The 24615-nt window shown below is 64.1% G+C and carries 20 protein-coding genes and 2 pseudogenes; 10 read left to right on the top strand and 12 right to left on the bottom strand.

Annotated elements, in window-relative coordinates; genetic code table 11:
- Together CWO91_RS32630 and CWO91_RS32625 are read left to right on the top strand one after the other, a co-directional pair.
- Positions 1-234 (top strand): annotated as a pseudogene (locus CWO91_RS32630) (DEAD/DEAH box helicase); the annotation flags it as partial.
- A gap of 163 nt (positions 235-397) precedes the next feature.
- Entirely contained in the window at positions 398-1465 is a 1068-nt protein-coding gene (locus CWO91_RS32625; protein WP_130219627.1) for a GGDEF domain-containing protein, read from the top strand.
- A 120-nt stretch (positions 1466-1585) separates the two neighbouring features.
- On the opposite strand, the gene CWO91_RS32620 is transcribed toward CWO91_RS32625, so the two are convergent.
- The 8 genes from CWO91_RS32620 to CWO91_RS32585 all read right to left on the bottom strand — a co-directional run bounded on the left by CWO91_RS32620 (position 1586) and on the right by CWO91_RS32585 (position 9177).
- On the bottom strand, positions 1586-2014 hold the full coding sequence (locus tag CWO91_RS32620; protein ID WP_130219626.1) for a TfoX/Sxy family protein: 429 nt from the start codon (positions 2012-2014) through the stop codon (positions 1586-1588).
- Between the two features lie 221 nt (positions 2015-2235).
- The gene (locus tag CWO91_RS32615) at positions 2236-2634 is read right to left on the bottom strand and encodes a HesB/IscA family protein (protein WP_091887957.1); all 399 of its coding nucleotides are present in this window, start codon (positions 2632-2634) and stop codon (positions 2236-2238) included.
- Positions 2635-2677: 43 nt separating this feature from the next.
- Positions 2678-3049 carry an SUF system Fe-S cluster assembly protein gene (locus tag CWO91_RS32610; RefSeq protein WP_130219624.1) on the bottom strand — a complete coding sequence of 124 codons (372 nt, stop codon included), beginning with the start codon at positions 3047-3049 and terminating at the stop codon, positions 2678-2680.
- Complete coding sequence (locus tag CWO91_RS32605) at positions 3046-4293, bottom strand: cysteine desulfurase (RefSeq protein WP_130219622.1); 1248 nt, start codon at positions 4291-4293, stop codon at positions 3046-3048. Before CWO91_RS32605 ends, CWO91_RS32610 begins: the two co-directional genes overlap by 4 nt.
- The gene (gene sufD, locus CWO91_RS32600) at positions 4290-5594 is read right to left on the bottom strand and encodes a Fe-S cluster assembly protein SufD (protein WP_130219620.1); all 1305 of its coding nucleotides are present in this window, start codon (positions 5592-5594) and stop codon (positions 4290-4292) included. The genes CWO91_RS32605 and sufD overlap by 4 nt, the downstream gene beginning before the upstream one ends.
- Before the next feature lie 10 nt (positions 5595-5604).
- Complete coding sequence (gene sufC, locus CWO91_RS32595; protein WP_165405879.1) at positions 5605-6357, bottom strand: Fe-S cluster assembly ATPase SufC; 753 nt, start codon at positions 6355-6357, stop codon at positions 5605-5607.
- 61 nt (positions 6358-6418) lie between these two features.
- Positions 6419-7915, bottom strand: a complete 1497-nt coding sequence (sufB, locus tag CWO91_RS32590) for a Fe-S cluster assembly protein SufB (RefSeq protein WP_130219616.1) — start codon at positions 7913-7915, stop codon at positions 6419-6421.
- Positions 7916-8037: 122 nt separating this feature from the next.
- Positions 8038-9177 (bottom strand): cysteine desulfurase family protein, encoded by a 1140-nt coding sequence (locus tag CWO91_RS32585; protein WP_130219614.1) that lies wholly within the window; start codon positions 9175-9177, stop codon positions 8038-8040.
- 336 nt (positions 9178-9513) lie between these two features.
- Here CWO91_RS32585 and CWO91_RS32580 point away from each other — a divergent pair, with 336 nt between their 5' ends.
- Together CWO91_RS32580 and CWO91_RS32575 are read left to right on the top strand one after the other, a co-directional pair.
- Complete coding sequence (locus tag CWO91_RS32580; RefSeq protein ID WP_014495555.1) at positions 9514-10161, top strand: alpha/beta hydrolase; 648 nt, start codon at positions 9514-9516, stop codon at positions 10159-10161.
- A 64-nt stretch (positions 10162-10225) separates the two neighbouring features.
- The gene (locus CWO91_RS32575) at positions 10226-10516 is read left to right on the top strand and encodes a DUF1330 domain-containing protein (RefSeq protein ID WP_130219612.1); all 291 of its coding nucleotides are present in this window, start codon (positions 10226-10228) and stop codon (positions 10514-10516) included.
- Between the two features lie 14 nt (positions 10517-10530).
- On the opposite strand, the gene CWO91_RS32570 is transcribed toward CWO91_RS32575, so the two are convergent.
- The 3 genes from CWO91_RS32570 to CWO91_RS32560 form a co-directional block, all read right to left on the bottom strand.
- Positions 10531-10854, bottom strand: coding sequence for a DMT family transporter (locus CWO91_RS32570; protein ID WP_130219610.1), 324 nt, complete (start codon positions 10852-10854; stop codon positions 10531-10533).
- A gap of 10 nt (positions 10855-10864) precedes the next feature.
- Positions 10865-11542: a glutathione S-transferase family protein gene (locus CWO91_RS32565; RefSeq protein WP_130219608.1), complete on the bottom strand. Its 678-nt coding sequence runs from the start codon at positions 11540-11542 to the stop codon at positions 10865-10867.
- Between the two features lie 96 nt (positions 11543-11638).
- Entirely contained in the window at positions 11639-12742 is a 1104-nt protein-coding gene (locus tag CWO91_RS32560; RefSeq protein WP_130219606.1) for an anhydro-N-acetylmuramic acid kinase, read from the bottom strand.
- A gap of 163 nt (positions 12743-12905) precedes the next feature.
- Here CWO91_RS32560 and tyrS point away from each other — a divergent pair, with 163 nt between their 5' ends.
- From tyrS to CWO91_RS32540, 4 genes and pseudogenes are all read left to right on the top strand, one after another.
- Positions 12906-14159 (top strand): tyrosine--tRNA ligase, encoded by a 1254-nt coding sequence (gene tyrS, locus CWO91_RS32555; RefSeq protein ID WP_130219604.1) that lies wholly within the window; start codon positions 12906-12908, stop codon positions 14157-14159.
- A gap of 57 nt (positions 14160-14216) precedes the next feature.
- Positions 14217-15488: an MFS transporter gene (locus CWO91_RS32550; RefSeq protein ID WP_130219602.1), complete on the top strand. Its 1272-nt coding sequence runs from the start codon at positions 14217-14219 to the stop codon at positions 15486-15488.
- A gap of 221 nt (positions 15489-15709) precedes the next feature.
- Positions 15710-16147: a DoxX family protein gene (locus CWO91_RS32545; protein WP_165405878.1), complete on the top strand. Its 438-nt coding sequence runs from the start codon at positions 15710-15712 to the stop codon at positions 16145-16147.
- Positions 16148-16506: 359 nt separating this feature from the next.
- A pseudogene (locus tag CWO91_RS32540) lies at positions 16507-18200 on the top strand (methyl-accepting chemotaxis protein).
- A 152-nt stretch (positions 18201-18352) separates the two neighbouring features.
- Here the strand turns inward: CWO91_RS32540 and CWO91_RS32535 are convergent.
- Positions 18353-22153 (bottom strand): DUF3971 domain-containing protein, encoded by a 3801-nt coding sequence (locus CWO91_RS32535; protein ID WP_165405880.1) that lies wholly within the window; start codon positions 22151-22153, stop codon positions 18353-18355.
- Positions 22154-22357: 204 nt separating this feature from the next.
- Between CWO91_RS32535 and CWO91_RS32530 the strand changes: the two genes are divergently transcribed.
- Positions 22358-23038 (top strand): peroxiredoxin, encoded by a 681-nt coding sequence (locus CWO91_RS32530; protein WP_130219629.1) that lies wholly within the window; start codon positions 22358-22360, stop codon positions 23036-23038.
- A 111-nt stretch (positions 23039-23149) separates the two neighbouring features.
- On the top strand, positions 23150-24517 hold the full coding sequence (locus CWO91_RS32525) for a M23 family metallopeptidase (protein WP_208753097.1): 1368 nt from the start codon (positions 23150-23152) through the stop codon (positions 24515-24517).
- The last annotated feature ends 98 nt before the right edge of the window (positions 24518-24615 follow it).

The following is a 24615-nucleotide window of genomic DNA, read 5'->3' as shown; positions in this document are numbered from 1 at the left end:
CGCGGCCACGAACCGCGCGAGGCGCGACAGCCGTCCGAAGCAAGGCATCGCCCCGAGGAGAAGCGCGGATCCGAGCCGCGTCACGGTGCACGTCCGCAGGCCAATGCGTCGCATGTGCCGTCGATCGGCCGTCCCGAGCCGCGCCGGCAGCGCGAGGTCGACACCGAGCCGGGCGATCACTCGCATCTGCCGGCATTTCTGCTGCGGCCGGTCCGCTCCCCCGCCGGCGCCTGAAGCGCGACGCGTCCAGGTTTCGGTTGTGAAAGTACTGCCCCACACTTTTTCAGACGTCCGTGAACGTATATTTACGGGGCGTTCACGATCGTCCGTTAGCCTACGAACATAATTTAAGCATTGCTGCGGTCGCAGGCGCACCGACCGCTGTGGGGTATGTTCCGTGGTCAAGGTTCTCGATGAACACGAACGCACGATGGCGTTCGCCGAGGTAGCGCTCGGTCAGATCCGATCGCTTCGGCAGACGGCAATTCCCCGCAATTACGAGATCTGGTACGTCTACGCCACCGGCTACAACGCACCGCTCAACAAGATCATCAACGAGACGCTGGCGCGCAACGGCAAGCTGACCGAAGCCGATCTCGAGCAGATCTACGAGACCTATCTCTCCCATATCAAGACCACCGATCGCATCGACAAGGTCGGCGCGCGCGTCATCGGCGAGATCGACGACGTGATGAAGGTTCTCGGCGATGCGCTCGGGATGAGCGGCGCCTACGACGCCAGCCTGTCGGGAGCGACCGAGAAACTGTCGTCAGCCAAGAGCCGCGACCAGATCAAGGCGATCGTGGAGACGCTGCTGCGTTCGACCAGCGAGATGCGCGAGGCCAACAAGGCGCTGGAAGGTCGCCTGACGCTGTCGAAGAACGAGATCAGCAATCTCCAGCAGAGCCTGGAGGCGATCCGCGCCGAGAGCCTGACCGATCCGCTCACCGGCCTCGGCAACCGCAAATATTTCGACCGCATGATCGGCATGGCCGTGCAGAGCGCGCTCGCCTCAGGCGAGCCGCTGTCGCTGCTGCTGTTCGACATCGATCATTTCAAGTCGTTCAACGATTCCTACGGCCATCTCACCGGCGACCAGGTGCTGCGGCTGGTCGGCCTGTCGCTGAAGCAGACCATCAAGGGCCAGGACATCACGGCGCGCTATGGTGGCGAGGAATTCGCGGTCGTGCTGCCCAACACCGCGCTGCGCCAGGCGCTCACGGTGGCCGACCACATCCGCCGCGCGGTGATGGCGAAGGAACTAAAGAAGAAGTCGACCGGCGAAATTCTTGGCCGCGTCACCATCTCCGTCGGCGTCTCCCTGCTCAAGCAGGGCGACGACACCGACGCGCTGATCGAGCGCGCGGATGCCTGCCTCTACGCCGCCAAGCGCAACGGCCGCAACCGCGTGATCTGTGAAGTCGATCCCGAATACGCGGTCGAGACGCACAACCGGGTGGCGTGAGGCTAAGCGCGTCCTTCAGATGGCGACTGTAGGGTGGGCAAAGGCGCACAGCGCCGTGCCCACCATCTCTCCCCCACTATGGCTTCAACGGTGGGCACGCTTCCGCCTTCGCTCCGCGAGCTACGGCGGACGAGTCGCTTTGCCCACTCTACGCACCGTTTTCTTGACTGCCTTCTTCGCCGGCTTACCTGCGGCTTTCTTCGCCACCTTCTTCGCCTTCGGCCGCTTCTTCACCTTGGCGCGCTGGGCGGCGGCGAGCGCTGCCCTCGCCCATTGCGCCAGTTCCTCGGAATCGTCGAACAGGCGGGCCGGCAACTCCCAGTAGGAGTTCACCAGCACGGTCTTGGCGTGGGTTGAGTACTGGAACGGCTTTGAGCCTTCCGCCTCGAAATTCGGGATCGTGACCTCGTCAGCGCGGAAGAACAGGCCGGCGCGCAACGACAATGCGAAGTTGACGCCGTCGGCGGAGATGCCGTAGCCGGAAAACATTTTTCGGATGGTCACCGGGCCGAAATCGGCGAACAGGTCGATCAGGAATTCGCGGTCCATGGCCCAACTCTCTCTCCGAGGGTCGTCCCGGCCTAGTGCGCAATTGCGCACGGGGGCCGGGACCCATACTCCCAGGAGGAGTTTAGCGAAGACTGCCTGTCATGACATCGTCGGTACGTAGATCTCGCACTCTCGATGGATCACGCGGTATGGGTCCCGGCCCCCCGTGCGCAATTGCGCACTAGGCCGGGACGACGGCGGTGTGATCGGAGAGAGCGAAACTACCCCTCAACCTTCGCCGGCCGCAGTTCGACCGACTCGCCGCAGCCGCAGGCGGAGACCTGGTTGGGGTTGTTGAAGACGAACTGGGCCTGCATCTTGTCGGCCTTGTAGTCCATCTCGGTGCCGAGCAGGAACAGCACGGCCTTGGGATCGACCAGGATCTTGACGCCCTTGTCCTCGACGACCTCGTCGGTTGGGCGGATCTCGTGGGCGTATTCCACCGTGTAGGACTGGCCGGCGCAGCCGCCGTTCTTCACGCCGACGCGCAGGCCGACGATCTCGGAGTCCGCGCGCTGGGTCAGCTCCGTGATCCGCTGCGCGGCGGCATCCGTCAGCCGCATCACCTGCGGGCGCGGCCGCCGGGGCTTTGGTGTCGAAGCTGGTGTCGCCTGGGTCATGTTATCTATGTGGTCCGTTGCGAAGCGAATTCAATGCGAGCCGTCACCACATGTTCAGCACGAGGCGCGCCTCGTCGCTCATGCGCTCGGGCGACCACGGCGGTTCCCAGACGACCTTGACGTCGACCACGCCGACGCCGGGGACGCTGGCGACCGCGTTCTCGACCATGGTCGGCAGCTCGCCGGCGGCCGGACAGTTCGGCGTCGTCAGCGTCATCAGCACGTCGACCGAGCGGTCGTCCTTGATCTCGACCTTGTAGATGAGCCCGAGCTCGTAGATGTCGGCCGGGATTTCCGGATCGAACACGGTCTTGAGGCCCGCGATGATCTCGGTGGTCAAGCGCTCGGTCTCCTCCGGCGGCAGCGCCGAATGGGTCTCCATCGGATTGGCTTTGACGTCGGCCGTGTCACTCATGCAAACAAATCCCGCGCTTTCAGAAGCGCCTGTGCCAGATGATCGACTTCTTCCCGCGTATTATACATGCCGAAGGACGCACGGCATGTGGCCGTGACGTTGAACCGCTCTAAAAGCGGCATCACGCAATGGGTGCCGGCGCGCACCGCAATGCCCTGGCGATCGATCACGGTGGCGACGTCGTGGGCATGCGCGCCCTTGAGCTCGAACGAGATCACCGGCCCCTTGCCGCGCGCGGTACCGATCAGCCGCAGCGCGTTGATCTCGCGGAGCCGGTCCTGGGCGTAGGTGACGAGATCCTGCTCGTGCGCGGCGATGCGCTCCTTGCCGATCGAATTGACGTAGTCGATGGCGGCACCGAGGCCGATCGCTTCGACGATGGGCGGGGTGCCGGCTTCGAACTTGTGCGGCGGGTCGCCATAGGTGACCCAGTCCTTCGCAACCTCGCGGATCATCTCGCCGCCGCCGTTGAAGGGGCGCATCGCGACAAGGTGCTCGTGCTTGGCATAGAGCGCGCCGATTCCGGTCGGACCATAAATCTTGTGGCCGGTGAACGCGTAGAAATCGCAGTCGAGATCCTGCACGTCGACGGGCAGATGCACCGCGCCTTGCGCACCGTCGACCAGCACGGGAATGCCGCGATCGTGGGCCAACCGCACGACCTCCTTGATCGGAACGAAGGTTCCGAGCGCGTTCGACATCTGGGTGATGGCGACAAGCTTGGTCTTCGGCGTCAGCAGCTTCTCGAACTCGTCGATCAGGAAGTTGCCTTCGTCATCGACGGGCGCCCATTTGATCACCGCGCCGTGGCGTTCCCTGAGGAAATGCCAGGGCACGATGTTGGAATGGTGCTCCATGATCGAGAGGACGATCTCGTCGCCCTGCTTGATGTTCGGCTCACCCCAGGACGACGCCACGAGGTTGATGGCCTCGGTGACGTTGCGGGTGAAGATGATCTCCTCTGTCCGGCGGGCGTTGACGAACTGCGCGACTTTTGCCCGCGCGCCCTCGTAGGCCTCCGTCGCCGCATTGGCGAGGTAATGCAGGCCGCGATGCACGTTGGCGTATTCGCTCGTATAGGCCTGCGTCATGCGGTCGAGCACCGCGCTGGGCTTTTGCGCCGAGGCGGCGTTGTCGAGATAGACTAGCGGCTTGCCGTAGACCTGCATGGCCAGCGCCGGAAAATCCTGGCGAACGCGCGCAACGTCGTAGGCGCCGTTCTTGAGGGCCGGATGCGTGCTCATGACCGCCGCTCCAGCCAACGCTCGGCGATGCCGATCACATGCTCGCGCAGGCCGTCGTCGACGATCTGCTCGATCGCCTCGCCGACGAAGGCCTGGATCAGTAGCGCCTGGGCCTGCTTCTCCGGCAGCCCGCGCGCCTTCAGATAGAACAACAGGCTCTCGTCCAGCGCGCCGGCGGTGGCGCCGTGGCCGCAGGAGACGTCGTCGGCGAAGATCTCGAGCTCGGGCTTGTTGTCGGCCTCGGCCTCGTCCGAGAGCAGCAGCGCCCGCGTCATCATCTTGCCGTCGGTCTTCTGCGCATCGGGACGAACGATGATGCGGCCCTGGAACACCGAATGACCGCGGTCGTCGACCACGGCGCGGAAAGTCTCGCGGCTGACGCAGTTCGGCACGGCATGGTCGACCAACAACGTGGTGTCGCCATGCTCGGTCTTCTGCAACAGGTTTACGCCGTTAGCCGAGAGCTCGCTGCCCTCGCCCGCCAGCGTGATGAAGCCTTGCAAGCGGCTGACGGCAGCACCAGTCGTCATGTTGAAGAAGTTGAGCTTCACATTGGCGCCGACCGTGACGAACTGCGAGGTGACGTTGACCGCGTCAGGCGCATCGTCCATCAGGCGAATGTGTGCAACATCGGCGCCGTCGCCAACCGTCACGAGCACGGCATCGTGGACCTGGTAGGCCTCGGCACCGGCCGCAACGAAGCTTTCGACGATGGTGGCGCGAGCGCCCTTCCCGATCGCAACCTGCGAACGGGTGAAGGTCGACGCGGAAGCTGCGGTTGCGATGTGGATGATCTGGATCGGCGCGGACAGTTGCGCGCCGTCAGCGATCGACAGCACGACGCCGTCGGTTGCCATGGCGGCGTTCAGTGCGATCACGGCATCGGTGGACGCGGTATTGAGGAGGCCGGCATCCTTCTCCAGCGTCTCCCGCAGCGTCTTGAGGCTCGCCTCGGAGCCGAGCGCCTTCACGTCGGAGAGATCGGCCGCGAACACGCCGTCGACCAGCACCAGCTTGCGGGCGCCCGCGATCGCATGCGCCTTCACCGCTTCCGCGGCGCGCTTCAACGCGGCCGCATCGGGCGCCGCTGCCAGCGGCAGCACCTCACCGACCAGCGCACGCAGATCGGTGTATTTCCATTCCTCGATCCGGCGGTGCGGCAGGCCGAGACGCTCATAAGTCTCGAACGCCTCGCGGCGTGCCGCGATCACAGAGGCCGAACCCGGCAAGCGGCCTTCAGCGCTGGCGAAGAGATCGCTCACCGCGCGGCCGTTCCCGGTCTTTGCCACAGCAACGTTCATCGCAAAATCCTTACGCGGCATCCTCGAATTGGGTGTAGCCGGACGCTTCCAGCTCCAGCGCCAGTTCCTTGTCACCGCTCTTCACGACACGGCCCTTCGACATCACGTGCACGAAATCGGGCACGATGTAGTTCAGCAGCCGCTGATAGTGGGTGATGACGACCATCGCGCGCCCCGGCGAGCGCAGCGCGTTGACGCCGTCGGCCGCGATGCGCAGCGCGTCGATGTCGAGGCCGGAATCCATCTCGTCGAGGATGCACAGGCTGGGCTCGAACAGCGCCATCTGGAGCACCTCGTTGCGCTTCTTCTCGCCACCGGAGAAGCCGACATTGACGCCGCGCTTGAGCATGTCCTGCGGGACGTTCAGCGACTTCGAGACCTCGCGGACCTTCCTCAAAAAGTCCGGCACCATCAGTTCGCTCTCGCCGCGCGCCTTGCGCTGGGCATTCAGTGCGGTACGGAGGAAATTCATGGTGGTGACACCGGGAATCTCGACCGGATACTGGAACGCCAGGAACACGCCCTTGGCGGCGCGCTCGTCGGGATCCATCTCCAGGAGGTCTTCGCCCCTAAACAGGATCTGTCCGTCGGTGACCTCATAGCCGGGCTTGCCGGCGATGACATGAGAGAGCGTCGATTTTCCGGAGCCGTTCGGCCCCATGATCGCGTGCACCTCGCCCTCGTTCACGGTCAGCGTCAGCCCATGGAGGATCTCACGCTCCTCGACGCGAACCTTGAGGTCTTTCACTTCAAGCAAAGCCATTTTGGTGTCCAGTCTATTCAAATGAGGCATGAAGCGCCTAAGCGCACCGCGAGGGTCGGTGTTAACCGACCGACCCTTCAAGCGAGATCGAGATCAGCTTCTGCGCTTCCACCGCGAACTCCATCGGGAGCTGCTGGAGCACATCCTTGACGAAGCCGTTGACGACGAGGCCGACAGCCTCCTCTTGGCTGAGGCCGCGCTGGACGCAGTAGAACAGCACGTCCTCGGAGATCTTCGAGGTCGTCGCCTCGTGCTCGAACGTCGCCGACGAGTTCTTCGCCTCGATGTACGGCACGGTGTGCGCGCCGCATTTGTCGCCGATCAACAAGGAATCGCAGGCGGTGAAGTTGCGTGCGCCCGTGGCTTTCCGGTGCGCGGTGACGAGGCCGCGATAGGTGTTCTGCGACTTACCAGCGGCGATGCCCTTGGAGATGATGCGGCTCGACGTGTTCTTGCCGAGATGAATCATCTTGGTGCCGGAATCGACCTGCTGGAAGCCGTTCGAGATCGCGATCGAGTAGAACTCGCCGCGGGAGTTGTCGCCGCGCAGGATGCAGCTCGGATATTTCCAGGTGATGGCAGAGCCGGTCTCGACCTGGGTCCAGGAGATCTTGGAATGGGCGCCGCGGCAGTCGCCACGCTTGGTGACGAAATTGTAGATACCGCCCTTGCCTTCCGAATTGCCGGGATACCAGTTCTGCACCGTCGAATATTTGATCTCGGCATCGTCGAGCGCCACGAGCTCGACCACGGCTGCGTGCAGCTGATTCTCGTCGCGCTGCGGCGCAGTGCAGCCCTCGAGATAGGAGACGTACGAGCCCTTGTCCGCGATGATCAGCGTGCGCTCGAACTGACCGGTGTTGCGCTCGTTGATGCGGAAATAGGTCGACAGCTCCATCGGACAACGCACGCCCGGCGGCACGTAGACGAACGAGCCGTCGGAGAACACCGCCGAATTCAGCGTCGCGTAGAAATTGTCCGACGTCGGCACCACGGAGCCGAGATACTTCTGCACCAGTTCAGGATGCTCGCGGATCGCCTCCGAGATCGGCATGAAGATCACGCCGGCCTTCTTCAGCTCCGCCTTGAAGGTGGTCGCCACCGACACCGAATCGAAGACCGCGTCGACCGCGATCTTGCGGCGGGCCGGGTCTTCCTCGCCGGGCTTGGGCTCAACGCCTTCGAGCATGGCGACTTCCCGCAAGGGAATGCCGAGCTTCTCGTAGGTTTTCAGGATCTCCGGATCGATCTCGTCGAGCGAGGTGACCGTCTTCTTCGGCTTCGGCGCCGCGTAATAGTAGATGTCCTGGAAGTCGATCTTGGGATATTCGACGCGCGCCCAGGTCGGCTCGGTCATGGTCAGCCAGCGCCGATAGGCTTCCAGCCGCCACTGGAGCATCCAGGCGGGTTCATTCTTTTTCTGCGAGATGAACTTGACGATCTCTTCCGAGAGCCCCTTGGGGGCCTTCTCGGAGTCGATCAGGGTTTCAAACCCATAACGATACTGGTCGACGTCGATGCGCTTCACGCGCTCGACTGTCTCTTGTACGGCTGGCATTCCATCCTCCGCTCGCGGTTTCAAGGACCGCGGTGGATCAAACTCGGACGAGTATTACGTCTATTACGATGTTTTTTGGCGGAAAGCACGCACCTAGAACCATTCAAGCCGTGTTTCGTCGCCTAGCCCTTAAGTAGGTTATTACCGAGCTTTCGCCAAGCCTCTAACGCTCGATTGATCTCCTCGAGTTCCGTGGACCAGCCAAGACTGAGGCGCACCGCTCCCTGGGCCACAATGGGATCGTACCCCATGGCCGAAAGCACGTGGGACGGCTGGACCTTTCCCGATGAGCAGGCTGAACCTGACGACACGGCGACGCCTGCGAGGTCAAAGCCGATCACGGCGGTCTCGGCCTTCAGGCCTGGCGCGGTGAAAAGGACGGTATTTGGCAACCGCTCCACATCTTCCGCAAAGACCATGCCCCCCGCAATGGCACGAATGCCATTTTCCAAATGATTCCTGAGGGTTGCCATTCGCTTCGCATCCTCCCGCAGAGCCTGAAGCGACGCTTTGACCGCCGCGCCAAAGCCGGCGATCCCAGCGACATTCTCGGTGCCGGCCCGGCGGTTGAGCTCCTGCCCGCCCCCGCGCAGAACCGGCTCCAGGCCGGCGAGCCCTTCCGCCACCACCAGCGCGCCAACGCCTTTCGGGCCGCCGATCTTGTGCGCAGAAAAGGTCGCAAAGTCTGCGCCCACAGTCTTGATATCGAACGGAATTTTGCCGAGCGCCTGAATCGCATCGACGTGCAGCAGGCCGCCGGCCTCATGAACGATCCGCGCCGCCTCCGCGACCGGCTGGAGCGCGCCCGTCTCGTTATTGGCGGCCATGATGGAGACCAGTGCCGGCGGACCGCCACCGAGCTGGTCCCTCAGATCCTCGAGGTCGACCACGCCGGAGCGCGACACCCGAATCTGTCCGATCTTGTCCGCCGGGAACCGGCCGCCCGCCAACACCGAGGCATGCTCGATCGCGGAGACCAGCAGTCGCTCGACGGGTCCGCCCGACGGCCCCCGCAGGCCGGGCGACAGCGCCAGCGCATTGGCTTCGGTTCCGGCTGAGGTGAAGATGACGTTCCGCGGCAGCGCACCTACGACGACGGCCAGCGTGGCACGGGCCTCCTCGACCAGGCGCCGCGCCTCCCGCCCCTCGGCATGGACCGAGGATGGATTGCCGATCAGGTCGTATGCAGCGAGCATCGCAGCCCGCGCCTCAGCGCGGAGCGGCGTGGTCGCGTTCCAATCGAGATAGACCCGCGTCGGCATTGAGTAAGATATTACCTCACATCACGAGGGCGTTTACACCGTCCCGACATGGGCCGCGGGCACGCACTTGGCAACCATGATTCCGAATGATGCGGTCGCGGTGACGCGACCATGACACCCTAACGTCTTGAACCCGTTGGGCGATGTTCAAGATGCTTGCTTTTTGACCCTATGCCTATGTTAGAACGCGCACCGTCAAGTCACCGCGCGCCGTCAGCGCATCACCGCTACGTGCGCCCTCTCACTCTTCATTGCGCTTTCGTCGGCATCTGCCGATGAAGCCACAATCGGTTGATTGCCGAGGTCGCCTCCAGGAAATCAATCAAGAGATCATCGATGCCCGAAGTCATTTTTACCGGCCCTGCCGGCCGTCTCGAAGGCCGCTACCATCCGGCCAAGCAGAAGAACGCGCCGATCGCGATGATCCTGCATCCGCATCCGCAGTTCCACGGCACGATGAACCATCAGATCGTGTACCAGTGCTACTACGCCTTTGCGCATCGCGGCTTCTCCGTGCTGCGCTTCAACTTCCGCGGCGTCGGCCGCAGCCAGGGCTCGTTCGACCATGGCACCGGCGAATTGTCGGATGCGGCGGCTGCGCTGGATTGGGCGCAGACCATCAATCCCGAGGCGCGCGCCTGCTGGGTCGCCGGCTTCTCCTTCGGCGCCTGGATCGGCATGCAGCTCCTGATGCGCCGGCCCGAGGTCGAAGGCTTCATCTCGATCGCGCCGCCCGCCAATCTCTACGACTTCTCGTTCCTCGCGCCCTGCCCGTCCTCGGGCCTGATCGTGCATGGCGAGAAGGATGCGGTGGTGCCGCCGAAGGACGTCAACACGCTGGTCGAGAAGCTGAAGACGCAGAAGGGCATCGTGATCGACCAGCAGGTCATTCCCGGCGCCAATCACTTCTTCGACGCCAAGCTCGAGCCGCTGATGGAAACCATCACGGCCTATCTCGACATGCGCCTCGCCAACGTGCGCTGAGGCCTTCCGGCGTGGACGCGTTCGTGGCATTGCTGCGGACCGTCAACGCTGGGGATCGCGAGCGATGAAGGCGTATCTGGTTCTTGATCTGTCGGTGAACGACTACCTCGGCTTCAAGACTTACATCGCTGAAATCCCGGCATTCATTGCCAAGCATTCAGGGCGCTACATCGTGCGAGGCGTCGAGCCGACCACGATCGAGGGCGACTGGGCGCCCGAGCGCCTCGTCATCATCGAATTTGCGGAGCGCGAGAAGGCGCAAGCGTTTCTCGACGATCCCGACATTCAGGATCTCTTCAGGCTGCGGCACACAACGACGACAAGCAGGCTGCTGCTTGTCGACGGTTGCACCTGATCGCCATGAGCTGACTAGGCGAGCTTGAGTGCGACGATCCCCGCCAGCACAAGCGCGATGCCCGCAAGCTTCACCGCGCTCAAGGTTTCGCCGAACAGAACGACACCCAGCAGGAACGTGCCCGCCGCGCCAATGCCGGTCCACACCGAATAGGCAACGCCGACCTCGAGCACCTTCAAGGCGCGCCCGAGCAGGAAGACAAAGGCGGCGAGCAGCACCAGCGAGGCGAGGCTCCAGCCTGCGCGCGTGTAGCCTTGCGCATATTTCATCGAGATCGCCCAGCCGACATCGAGCGCGCCGGCGATCACCAGCATGAGCCAGGCCATGGACTGCGACATCGGCGTCGCCTCAGGCCGCGAGCTTCAAGAGATGCGCGTCATGGCGCACCAGGAAGGCGCGCAGCAATTGCGGATAGTCCGCGCCGACCGCCGAGCGCACGCTCGGACGCTTGGCGAGCTCGGTCCGCCACGCGCGGACCTTGGGCAGATCGCTGAAGATGCCGAGCTCGATCAATTCATCGAACACGTCGAAATAGCGGAAGATCGGGGCGAATACCGCATCGACGAGGCTGAATGTCTCGCCTACGAAATAAGGCCCTGCGCCAAGCGCGGCTTCGACGCGCGCGAACTTCGCCGTAAGCGCCTGACGCTTGCTCTCGAACGTCGCAGGGTCCGTCGTCGTCTCCAGCCCCCAGAGATCACCGAGGATCGCCGAGCCGAACTCCATCCAGGCGCGGTGCTCGGCACGCTTCAGCGCATCCGCCGGATGCAGCTTCGCGCCGTCTTGTGTCTCTTCGATGTACTCGCAGATGACGTTGCTCTCGAATAACGCAACCTCGCCCTTATCGGTCGCAACCACCAGCACCGGCACCTTGCCGAGCGGCGATAGCTTCAGGAACCATTCGGGCTTGTTCGCGAGATCGATGTCGATCCGCTCGAACGGCACGCCCTTCTCCTGGAGCGCGATCACGGCGCGCTGCACATAGGGACAAAGCTTGTGGCTGATCAGTTTGAGCGAAGCGGTCATGGTGGCGATCCCGACAGTTAGATGCAGTTGCATCTATATAGATGCAATTGCATTCACTCGTCAAGGTCGATGCATCTGCATCAACTGCCTGTGACTTCAGGGCCGTGCGATCACACCGCCCGTCATCGGCATCGGCACGCCCGTGGTGGCCGGATAGGACAGCGGCAGGCCCTTCAGCCCGCGCGCGGCAAGGAAGCCGAAGGCTTGCGCCTCGATGGCGTCGGAGGCCCAGCCGAGCGTTTCGGCGGCCTCGACGGTGGCCGAGCCGATCCGCTCGCGCAGCATCCGCAGCATGGTGAGGTTGCGAGCCCCGCCGCCGCAGACGATCCAGCTGCGCGGCCGCCGCGGCAGCAATGGAATGACCCGGGCGATCGCCGCCGCGGTGAAAGCGGTCAGCGTCGCGGCGCCGTCGGCCGGCGGCATGTCGCCAAGTTTCAGCACAGCAAAATCATTGCGGTCGAGCGACTTTGGCGGCGGAGCTGCAAAGAACGGCAGCTCCAGTGCGCGCGCGATCCAGGCTTCATCAGCCTTGCCGAGCGCGGCGAATTTTCCTTCCGCATCGAACGCCTGGTTCATGGTGCGGTACATGAAGTCGTCGAGCAGCGCATTGCCGGGCCCGGTGTCGCAGGCGATCAGCGTGTCGTTGCCGTCGATATAGGTGACGTTGGAGACGCCGCCGATATTGACCACGACGATCGGCCCTTCGCGCTCGAGCGAATTGGCCAGCGCCCGGTGGTAAACCGGCACGAACGGCGCGCCCTGCCCGCCGGCCTCGACGTCGGCGGCGCGGAAATCATGCACCACCGGGATATGGATCGCCTTGGCCAGCGCCGGCCCATCGCCGATCTGCACCGTCAGCCGCTTTTCGGGCCGGTGCAGCACGGTCTGGCCGTGGAAGCCGATGATGTCGATGTCCTCCGGCCTCATCCGGTTTTGCGCGACGAAAGCGGCGACCGCCTCGGCATGGGCCCGCGTCACCACGCGCTCGGCCTCGGCCAGGATCCCCGGCCGGGCATCGCGTTGGGACAGGTGCACGGCCTCGCTCAGCGCCTGGCGCAGCAGGTTGCGCTCCGCCGGACTATAGGGCCGGTAGCCGGTCGGCCCGAACGCCTTTACCTGCTTTCCATCGGTTTCGATCAGCGCGACATCCACCCCGTCCAGCGAGGTGCCGCTCATCAAACCGAGTGCCGTCAACATCATGGATCAGCGTCCTCAAAAGACCTGCCTGGCATGCCGATCTTGTGCCAGAGGGACACATCTTATAATGCCACAGCGCCAAGTGGCGGGCGGCAATCGAGTTCCCATGCAAGACCTTTAAATTGCCCCCAAACAGTAAACCAAGAATTGTCAGGCATGCCGACAGATGACTGCATTTAAATCGGATTTCCTCAATACCCTGCAGGAACGTGGATTCATCCACCAGTGCTCCGATTTCGAGGGGCTGGACGCGCTCGCTGCCAAGGGCGAAGCGACCACCTATGTCGGCTACGATTGCACCGCACCCTCGCTGCATATCGGCAACTATCTGACCATGATGATGCTGCACTGGCTCCAGCAGTCCGGCAACAAGCCGATCACGCTGATGGGCGGTGGCACCACGATGGTGGGCGATCCCTCCGGCAAGGACGAGACGCGCGCGATGCGCACCGTCGCCGAGATCGAGGCCAACAAGGCCTCGATCCGCGGCGTGTTCGCAAAAGTGCTGCGCTATGGCGAGGGCAAGAGCGACGCGGTCATGCTCGACAATGCGGAGTGGCTGACCAGGCTGAACTGGATCGAGATGCTGCGCGACGTCGGCCGGCACTTCTCGGTCAATCGCATGCTCACCATGGACTCCGTGCGGCTGCGCCTCGAGCGCGAGCAGGAGATGAGCTTCATCGAGTTCAACTACATGGTCTGCCAGGCCTACGACTTCGTCGAGCTCGCCAAGCGCACCGGCTGCCGTCTCCAGATGGGCGGCTCCGACCAGTGGGGCAACATCATCATGGGCGTCGATCTCGGCCGCCGCATGGGCACGCACCAGCTGTTCGCGCTGACGACGCCGCTGCTGACGACCGCGTCAGGGGCCAAGATGGGCAAGACGGCGCAAGGCGCGGTCTGGCTCAACGCCGACCAGTTCTCGCCGTATGATTTCTGGCAGTACTGGCGCAACACCGAGGATGCCGACGTCGGCAAATTCCTGAGACTGTTCACGACGCTGTCGATAGCTGAGATCAAGAAGCTCGAGGCGCTCGGCGGCTCCGAGATCAACGAGGCCAAGAAGGTGCTCGCGACCGAAGCGACCGCGCTCTTGCACGGCCGCGACGCCGCGAACGAAGCGGCGGAGACCGCGCGCCGCACCTTCGAGGAAGGTACGCTCGCCGAAAGCCTGCCGACGGTGGAAATTCCGCGTGGCGAGCTCGATGCAGGTTTTGGCGTGCTCAACGCTTTCGTTAAAGCGGGCTTGGTTACCTCCAACGGCGAAGCACGGCGCCAGATCAAGGGCGGCGGCCTGCGCATCAACGACGCGCCGGTCACCGACGAGAAGATGGCGCTGTCAGGAGCCAATCTGACGCCGGAGGGCGTGATCAAGCTGTCGTTCGGCAAGAAGAAGCACGTCCTCATCAAGCCTGCATAGGCGTATGAGCTTTTCGCTGCTTGTCAGGGCGCGCCGAAGCGCGCTCCCTGACTGGCAATGGACCAGAACACGCCCAGGGAATCCAACAGGGAAACCAACAGGGATGGCGTCGCGGCAACGCCGCAAGGCGCCGCGCGCATCGCGCTCACCGTGCTCGCGCTCTGCTTCACGCTGGCTGTGCTGGGCCGCGGGCTCGGCGACAGTTTTACGGTGTTCCTGAAGCCGATCTCGGAGAGCTTCGGCTGGGACCGCGCGCAGATCGTCTCGGTCTATTCGCTGACTTGGCTCGCCAGCGGTCTCACCGCGCCGTTCGTCGGACGCCTGTTCGACCATTCCGGACCACGCATCGTCTATGCGCTCGGGCTGCTGTTGCTCGGCGCGGCGTTCCTGATCGCGGCGCACGCACAGCACCTGTGGCAATTCCAGCTCTCGATCGGCCTCTGCGTCGGTATCGGCGTTGCCTTCATCGGCATCGTACCGAACTCGATCCTGCTCGGCCGCTGGTTCGGGCCCCGCCTGCCGACTGCGATGTCGGTGGTCTATTCGGCGATGGGCGGCGGCGTGCTGGCACTGCTGCCGGCCTCGCAGCTTCTGATCGATCACATCGGCTGGCGCGGCACCTACCAGCTGTTCGGCTTCGCGGCTGTGGGCCTGCTGGTGCCACTCATGCTGCTGCCGTGGCGGCTGTTCGCTGCCGGCTCGCCCCATGTCGTGAAGAAGACCGATCCTGATTTCGTCGACAACGGCTGGACGCTTCTCGGTGCCATGCGGCACCACGCATTCTGGGCGCTGTTCTCGACCTTCTTCTTCACCGCGGTCGGTATGTATGCGATCGCCGCGCAGATCGTGGCCTATCTGATCGACGCCGGCTTTCCGCCGCTCCAGGCCGCCACCGCCTGGGGCTTCTCCGGCGTCGTGCTGGTGTTCGGCATGTTGGGAGTCTCCGCCCTCGACGGGCTGATCGGGCGCCGGCCGTCGGTGCTGCTGAGCTACGCGATCTCGATCCTCGGCATCTTCCTGCTCTGGCTGTTGCAGTCTTATCCGAACATCATCCTGCTCACCGGTTTCGTCGTCTGCTTCGGCAGCATGATGGGCTCACGCGGCCCGCTGATCAGTGCCACCGCGATGCGAATCTTCCAGGGCAAACGCGTCGGCACCATCTACGGCACCATCTCGATCGGCAGCGGCCTCGGCTCGGCATTCGGCTCCTGGAGCGGCGGCCTGATTCACGATGCAACCCACGGCTACAATGCAGTGCTCGCCTTCGCACTTGCGAGCGTGGTGCTCGGGATGATTCCGTTCCTGATCGTGCCCGCCTTGCGGCGGTAGGTTTCTCAGGGGTAACTTGAGTTCATTGGCGTCACCGGACAATTACGGGTGGGCATGACGCAAACACGAGCAAAAAATTCGGATCGAACGCGAGCCTGCGGTGTTTTGTCTGACATGACGAAAATGTCAGCTCGGAATTCATCCTGGGTGGCTTGCGAGGCCGAACCGAATGCGGTCCAAGTCGCAGCATTGGGTCACAGCATTGGATGGAGGGCAAACCAATGAACTTTCTTTATCTCACCCGCTTTCAACCGGTTCTCCTGAGCCTGTTCCGCTTCATCACCGGCCTGTTGCTGTTCCAGTACGGTATCGCCAAGCTGTTCAAGTTTCCGGTGCTCCCGTACTTCGCGAACATCCCGCCGATCATCTACGCGGCCGGTACGCTCGAGCTTGTGCTCGGAGCGCTCCTGATGCTCGGCCTGTTCACCCGCCTCTCGGCTTTCATTCTCTCGGGTGAAATGGCCTTCGCCTACTTCATGGGCCACATGTTCAAGGGCGAAGCGCCGGTGTTCCTGCCGCTGCTCAACGGCGGCACCGCCGCGATCCTGTTCTGCTTCGCCTGCCTCTACCTTTCGGCAGCCGGCGGCGGCTCGGTCAGCGTCGATGCGGCGATGGGCAAGGAAAGTGAATCGACCGGCGGCGCCTACGCGCGGCACTGACGCGCGCAATTGACGCGCAGGTAACGGATGGCGCCGGCAGCTTCGCCGGTGTCATCTACCGCGAGCCCAGCACGTTCCAGATCAGGACAAGGGCCGCCACGAGCAGCACGGACATGATGATGCGGTGAACGAATCGATTCATCGCTGTGCCGGCCAGGCTCGGTCATAACCATAATCCAGCATCATTTCTCACCGCGATCTGGCGCGCCATGCGCAGGCGAAGCGCGTTGCGCCTGCACATCTGCGCATGCGGCTGCGAACGCTGTGTGCGCGGCAGCACGTCGCACGCGTCCGTTCATGATTGGTAAGAACTTCATGCTACCGACGCGTGCAATAACAACCATTCCGTAGAGGCCGTGATGCAGCTGCTGAGTCATCTCAAGATCCGCACCAAGCTTGCCAGCATGGTCTGCCTCGCGGCGCTCACGGTCACGGCCATCATCGGGTCTCGGTCGTGCTCAGCAAGAGCCGCATGATGGAGGACCGCGTCCAGCAGATGCGGACCGCAGTGGAGCTCCTCTATAACTACGCGCAATCGCTCCAGGACGAGGTGACGGCCGGCAAGCTCACGCAAGCCGAGGCCAAGAGCTTGTTCCACCAGCGCGGCCGACGCATGAACTTCAATGACGGCCAGGGCTACCCGGTGGTCTATAATCAGGACACCTCCCTGGTCGTGAATGGCGCCAATCAGCAGCTCGAAGGCAAGATCACCGGCGCCAAGGATTCCAACGGCGTGCTGATCGCCGACGCCATCATCAAGGCCGGCAGCGAGACCGCGCAGGGCGGTGTGACCTCCTATCTCTATCCCCGCCCCGGCCAGACCGAGCCGGTCCGCAAGACCGTGTTCGCGCGCAAATTCGCGCCCTGGAACGTGACCATCAGCTACGGACTCTATGTCGACGACATCGACGCCGACGTGCGCGCACTGACGCTGGAGCTGGCCGCCATCGGCATCGGCCTGATGCTGCTGATGGCGACGCTGTCCTGGCTGATTGCCCGCGACGTGCTCGGCGCGCTTGACCGCCAGAAGAACCGCATGCAGGAGATATCCGAAGGCGCCATCGACAAGGTGGTCGAGGAGACCGGCCGCGGCGACGAGATCGGCCGCATGGCCGAGACGCTCGAAGTGCTGCGGCAAACCGCGTTGACGGCGCGCACCCTGGAGGCGGAGCAGGTCGCCACCAAGGCCCGCAGCGAGCAGGAGAAGCGCGATGCCTTGATCGCGCTTGCCGACCGCTTCGATGCCTCCGTCGGCCAGCTCGTCGGTCTGATGGCTTCGGGCTCCGGCGAGCTCGAGGCCACCGCCAAGTCGATGTCGTCCACCGCCGAGGGCACCAACCGCCGCGCTGCCGTGGTCGGCTCGGCCGCCACCGAGGCCAGCCAGCGCGTCCAGACGGTCGCGGCCGCCGCCGAAGAGCTCTCCTCCTCCATCACCGAGATCAGCCGTCAGGTCGCGCAGTCCGCCGAAGTCACCGGACGCGCCGTCGACAGTGCCCGCCGCACCGACACGATCGTGCGCGCGCTGTCCGATGGTGCCCAGCAGATCGAGCATGTCGCCGAGCTGATCTCCAGTATCGCGGCGCAGACCAATTTGCTCGCGCTCAACGCCACCATCGAGGCTGCGCGCGCGGGCGAAGCCGGTCGCGGCTTTGCCGTCGTCGCCTCCGAGGTGAAGTCGCTCGCGAGCCAGACCGCGGAGGCCACCCGCGAGATCGGCGACAAGATCGCTCAGATCCAGGGCGCGACCAAGGAAGCGGTGGACGCGATCGGCGGCATCACCGCCACCATCGAGGACGTCAGCCGCATCGCCACCTCGATCGGCGCCGCCATCGAGGAGCAAGGCGCCGCCACCGCCGAGATCGCCCGCAGCGTCTCGCAGACCGCGGAGGCAACGAAGGAGGTCACCACCAATATCGGTGGCGTCAGCACCGCCGCGAACGAGACCGGCAATGCCGCCGGCATGGTGCTCGCGGCTGCCTCGAGCCTCTCCAAGCAAGCCGAGCAGCTCTCCGGCGAGGTCGGCACGTTCCTAGCCGGCGTGCGCGCGGCGTAAGCTGCGCTTCGACCTCTGGAAGTTTGCCGCGAAGGCGTCGCCACATCGTCATGGCCGGGCTTGACCCGGCCATCCACGTCTTTCTGCACATGACCAAGAACGTGGATGCCCGGGACAAGCCCGGGCATGACGCCCTTTGTTGATATTCGTGGCTATCGCCGCGCGAGGCTGCAGCCGCTCGACAGCTGGCGCGTCGATCCGGTCGAGCCGTCGTTCGACTGCGACGGGAATTCTTCGAACGGCGAGTTCTGCTTACCGGTGTTGAATTCGAAGATCTTCCGGAACAGGCCCGGCGCCATCGCCGAGATCGGATTGACGCGCATCACGGGCGCGGCCGGCGTGCCGACGACCTCGTAGGTCACGCCGATCAGCCCTTCGTTGTTGCCGCCGCCGAGGAAGATGCCGAACAGCGGGATCTGGCCAAAGATGTTGTTGACGCCATACATCGGCACGAAGGTGCCGCTCATGCAGACCTGGTTGCCGGGATAGTCGATCGAGCCCTCGATGGTGGCACCGATCATCGGCCCCTTGACCACGCCGTCGCGGATCGTGAGCGCGCCGTTCTGCCGGGTGAACTCGGCGCGGAGCGCGCTGAAGGAGACGCCGTTGCCGGTGCCGTTGGGCGCGCCGGCAGCGACGCGTTCGAGCTGCGCCTCGCCCTTCACCGTGAAGTCGCGCACGTTGATGAGGCCCTCGCGGGACGTATTCGGCTCGGACGTCGGCGGCTCCATCGCCACCACCATCTGGCCGCCAACCGCCTTGGTGTAGGTGTCGGTGAAGCGCAGCAGCGCGCCGGCATCGTTGGTCTGGAGATAGATCACCTCGCGATTGCCTTGCGCGCGGCCGCCGCGCAGATCGGCTGCCACCGGCGTGTCGCGACCGATCTTGCCGCTCAGCGAAAATGCTTTGATGGCGCCATTGCGTTTCGACATCTTCGCGTCGACGCTGCGCATCGCCTCACCGTTGAATCCCGCGACGGCGCCGAGCTTCACGTCGATATCGAAATCGACGCTCTTCATCTTGTTCTTGCCGTCGTCCTTGGAATTGCCTGAGATCGCCGACTTCAGGAAACCGCGGCCGTCAAAGACGTCGCCGCGCATGGTGCCGCGCAGCACGCCGTCCTGACCGCGCTCGGCCTTCAATGAAGTCTTGTCGCCGTCAGACGGCGAATAGGTCGGGAAATTCACGTTCATGAGGTCGCCGTTCGCGTCGACCTCGAGCGAGCCCTTGATCGAGGCGCCGCCGCCTTCGATGACGATATCTTCCAGGCGCGTCGATTGCGCCGTCGGCACGACCTTGAAGCTGGCTTTCCCCGATTTGCCCGGCAGCTTGACCCACCCGGGAAGGATGTTGTCGAGCTTGACCGAGGTCAGATCGGCCTCGACGCCGAGCTTCGTGGTCTGATCCGCGCCGCTCGCGATCTTGCCCGACAGCTTGATCGGCAACGATCCGCTGACGGCGGGGCTCAGATCGAATCCGAGACGCGCGCGGCTGGCATCGTCCAGCGTCGCCTGCAATCTGACGTCCGCATCGCCTTCAGTCGGCTTGCGATAATCGAGCGAGGCGGCCTGTCCGTTGATCTTGACGTCGCCCTTGACCTGATAGCCCTGGTTGCTCGCGACTATTTTGAGGTTGTTGGCCTCCAGCTTCTGGTTCATCACCAGCTTGTCGGCGGCAAAGCCGTTGAGGTCGGCAGTCACGGCATAGGTGGTGTCGGCCTTGGTCAGCTCGCCCTTGACCGGCATGCCGAGCTGGATGTTCGCCGAGAATGTCCCCTTGCTGGTGTTGGGATCGACGACGGTCGACGACAGATCGCTAAGGCGATCATTGGTTAGCATTTCGGCCGCGGCGGGCACGGGTCCCTCGACGCGGAACTTCGTGCGCGACGGCGACGGCTTGGGCGCCATGTCCGGCACCTCGAAGGTGAAGTCGGAGATCGTGATCTTGCGGCCGGCGGGCGTATCGGCAATGCCCTGCCCGATGTTCACGGTCGCAGTGCGGCCGGTCACGCGGGCCTTCAGATCGGCATCATGCACCACCGGCATGCCGTCCACGGGACGCACGGCGACACCGCTTGCCACGATGTTGACCGACAGGCCGTCATCGGGGATCGGAGGCCCCTTGCGCGGAAGGTTCTTCACCGGCGAGTTGATGCCGATCTCGATGCGCTGGAGCGTGCCGCGCTCGATCCGCTCGATCACCCATTCACGCAGCTCGGGAACGATCAATGTGGGCCACATCCGCTTCAGCGCGGAGGCCGACATCGGTGTTCCCGCAAAGCCGAGCGTCAGCCGCGGCTCACCGGAATAGTCGATGGCACCGGTGCCGGCGACGCCGATCTCGCCATTGCTGATATCGGCCTGCGTCAGCAAGAGGCGTTTGTGGTCGGTGTCGAAACGGAAGCCGATCGCAATCCGGTTGAAGACGAGCGGCGGCTCGTTGTCGATACCGCCCAGCAGGATCGAGCCGCCACTGAAGCCGAGCTGCCAGTCATTGGTGGCGCCGTTCGGTGGCTCGAGATGCCCCAGCAGCGTCAGGCGGTTGGCGCCGGAGAGGATTTTGAACGGTGCGACCAGCACCCGCCGGTTCGCGTCCCACTCGACGTTGATCTCGGCCTGATCGATCGCCATCGGATAATCCGGCGTGTCGGTATCGATGATGTTGCCGGCGCCGACCGCGATCTTGCCGCGGAAGAAGGTCGGCACGCCGTCGCGGCCGAGCTCGCCCTTCAGCTCGCCCGTCAGCGGCAGGTCGGCGGTATAGGTGAGATCCTTGACCCGCAGCGCTAACAGGATGTTGGAGGTCGACACCTTGTCGGCGCGGATGTCGACCGAGCGGACGCCGTTCTCGGCCGGCCCAATCGTGGCGCGCAGCATCCACGGACGCGCGCCCTCCTCGCCGAGGCTGAGCGTGACGCCGCCACGGCTCGGCCGGCGCAGGCTGAGCGTGATGTTCTCGAACGACCATTTGCTACCACGCTGCTGGTCGTCGACGATCAGATTGCCGTTCTTCAGACCGATCTCGTTGAGGTTCTGGCCGTCGAGGCCGGTCATGCTCAGACTGTCGAGCCAGTCGAGGCCCTGAAGAATTCCGCTCTGTGCGGTCGCCTGAGGCGCGGCCTGGGACGCGTCCGGGCTCGCAGGCGCTGTGGCGAATGGCGGCGGCGGAACGCCATTGCGCGGGAATGTCGGCGGCAGGCCTGCCTCTTTCTTGGAGGCCACGCCGGTTGCCAGCGGCTTTGCGGTGTCGCCGGCCGAGACCGTGACGGTGCCGTCAGGCGCGATACGGATCGCGAGCTCGGCATCGACGAGATTGAGGCTTTCGGCCCGCAGATGCCCCATCAGGAGACCCGCACCCGACAGCTTCACCTCGGCCTTCGGCGCACTGGCGACAATGGCGTGATCGCGGTCACGGACGATGATGTCACGGATGCGGACGGCGATACGGACCCGCCCCGCCCGCTCGATCTGGGTGCCGCCCACCTCCACGGTGTTGCCGTGGCCGATATTGTCCTCGATGGCGGCTGCAAGCCAGGGCGTTGCAATGTCCAGATTGATGGGACCGGCGCCGAGCCGCCACCACAGCGCGCCGAAACAGCCGACGAATATGACGACGAGGGCACTGACGACGATGGCAAAGCGCATCAGCCATCGACCGCCGCCCAGCCAGCGGTGCAACGACCCGAACCCGTCACCGAAGCGATGGAAGCCCGAATTGGAACGCGACAACAGCCGGCGCGCGCGATGGCCCGCGGCCGCCTCCTGATCCGGATCCCAGTCGGCGTCGTCCCATTCCTGCGGCTCATATTGGCCGCTGCGCCGATCGAAATCCCGGTTGTAATCCTGGGGCGACTTATTCCTTGCCATTGCCTCTCGATACAGGCGCCCATCGTAGGATTGAGCGCCGCCGGGACCGCAGCCGTCGATGGGGACCGAAGACCCCCGCGCCGGCATTGCCGCCATACCTCGAATATTCCTGCTGTTCGTCATTTCGCCCCGGGAGCGCGTTCAACGAGCAGTGGGGTGGTGCGTGGAATTCCTTGTAACCATACTCCGGCGTCGTCAGACTTGCCCAGCCGAGGGCGCGATTCCGGCACACCGGACGAGAGCTGCAATACCGCTTTGGTTGACCTGCCGAAAGCGACGAAAGGAAGGCGTATGTCTAAGAAATCCCAAAAGAAATCGTCCAAAGCGCCCTCCGGCAGTCCGACGGCTAAAAAGAAGACCCTGAAAACGCGGGCAACGACTCAAACAAGGTCCGCGAAAACACAGCGGACGCCGGCGAGCAAATCAACCAAGACAGCAGCAAAAGCAGGATCACATAAGGCCGCATCGAAACAGTTAAATTCCTCCAAATCGCCCGGGGCGGCGAAGGCCGCCTTGACCGAGGGTCAGAAGGCTCCCGGCTTCCGCCTGCCCCGCGACGGCGGCGACGTGGTCACGCTTACGGACTACGCCGGCCAAAAGCTCGTGCTGTTCTTCTATCCCCGAGCCGACACGCCCGGCTGTACCAGGGAGGCCGTCGATTTCACCCGGCTGGCGGACGCCTTTGCGGCTGCCGGCACCGCCGTGCTCGGTATCTCCGCCGATCCGTTAAAGGCCCAGGAGAAGTTCCGCGACAAGCACAAGCTCGGCGTCCCCCTCATCTCGGATGAGACGCATGAGATGTTGGAGGCCTATGGTGCCTGGGGCGAAAAGTCGATGTATGGCAAGAGCTTCCTCGGAATTCTGCGCACCACGGTGCTGGTCGGGGGCGATGGCAGAGTGGCCAGGATCTGGCGCAATGTCCGGGTCGACGGACATGCCGATGAGGTGCTGGAGGCGGCAAGAAGTCTTTAACCAGTCCTTTAAATTCGAATGTTCCCGTTTCCGGAAAATTAACCATGACCGGCCCAGATTGCTGCGGCAATTAGGCCGTTACGGACTCATCCGACCGGCGCGGGAGTGCCGATGTCGAAAAGTTCTGCCCAATACTCGCAGCACCCCCAACATCATCCTCACGACCACGGAAGGGCCTTCCATCGCCGTCCTACCGCCGCCGCAACAGCGGTTGCGATTCCCCTTCCCGCCACCGACGACGCCTACACCATTGTCCATGCCGGCAAGCAGGTCCGCTTCGGACCCGTGGTGTTCTGGATCGTGGTCGGCACGGTCGTGCTGCTCGGACTGTGGTCGGCCGCGACCGCCACCTATTTCGCCTTCCGCGACGACGTCCTGACCCGGCTGATCGCCCGCCAGGCCGAGATGCAGTACGCCTATGAGGACCGTATCGCCGAGTTGCGGGCCAAGGTCGACCGCACCACCAGCCGGCAGCTGCTCGACCAGGAGCAGTTCGACCACAAGCTCGACCAGATCATGAAGCGCCAGACGGCGCTGGAGTCCCGGGCCACGGCGCTCGGCGCCATGCCCGACGTGACCGGATCAATCCCGCGCTCGACACCGCAGCGTGGTGACGCCGGCCAGAACGCAACGCAGGGCACGCCGAAGCCGTCGCCGATCAGCGATACCGTGATCTTCGTGGCCCCGCCGGATCGCGAAGCGCGGCTCGAATCGCGCGCGCCGACCGTCGCGACGCCGCCGACCAGCCAATTCGCCAAGAACCAGGGCTTCGACAACGTCCTGGTCCGGCTCACGACCTCGCTTGATCAGGTCGAGCGGCGCCAGATGGCGGCGCTCAACGCCGTCGAGGAAGGCATGGATTCACGCATGCGCCGGATGCGCGGCGTCGTCAGCGATCTCGGCCTCAACCTCGCCAGTCTCGAAGCCGCCGTACCGCGTACCGCGATGGGCGGGCCTTTCGTACCCGTCAAATTGACGCCCAACGCGGGGCCATTCGAGAAGCAGCTCTACCGCATCAACACCACGCGCACAGAGTTGGACCGCCTCAATCGCACGCTGGCGCTGGTGCCCTATCGCAAGCCCGTCATCGGCGAGGTCGAATTCACCTCCGGCTTCGGCGTGCGCAGCGATCCTTTCCTCGGCCGGCCCGCGATGCATACCGGGCTCGACTTCCGCGCCGCGACCGGCGATCCCGTTCGTGTCACCGCCAACGGCAAGGTGGTCTCCGCCGGCTGGTCCGGCGGCTATGGCCGCATGGTCGAGGTCGATCACGGCAACGGGCTTTCGACCCGCTATGGCCACCTCTCCGAGATCAACGTCAGGGTCGGCGAGGTCGTGAAGATCGGCCAGGTGGTCGGTCTCGTCGGCTCGACCGGCCGTTCCACCGGCCCACATTTGCATTATGAAACCCGCATCGAGGGCGAAGCGGTCGATCCGCAGAAATTCTTGCGCGCCGGCGTGCGGCTCAGCGCGGGCTAAGCCCGCGCTTCTCTCTTTCGCTTTCCCGTAAGCGGCCTTAGCGCCGGCCACCGCCCATCCCGCCTCCGGGACCGCCGAAACCACCACCCATTCCACCC

This window comes from Bradyrhizobium genosp. SA-3 (assembly GCF_004212635.1).
Classification (GTDB): domain Bacteria; phylum Pseudomonadota; class Alphaproteobacteria; order Rhizobiales; family Xanthobacteraceae; genus Bradyrhizobium.
This window is presented reverse-complemented; position numbering and strand designations above follow the sequence as displayed.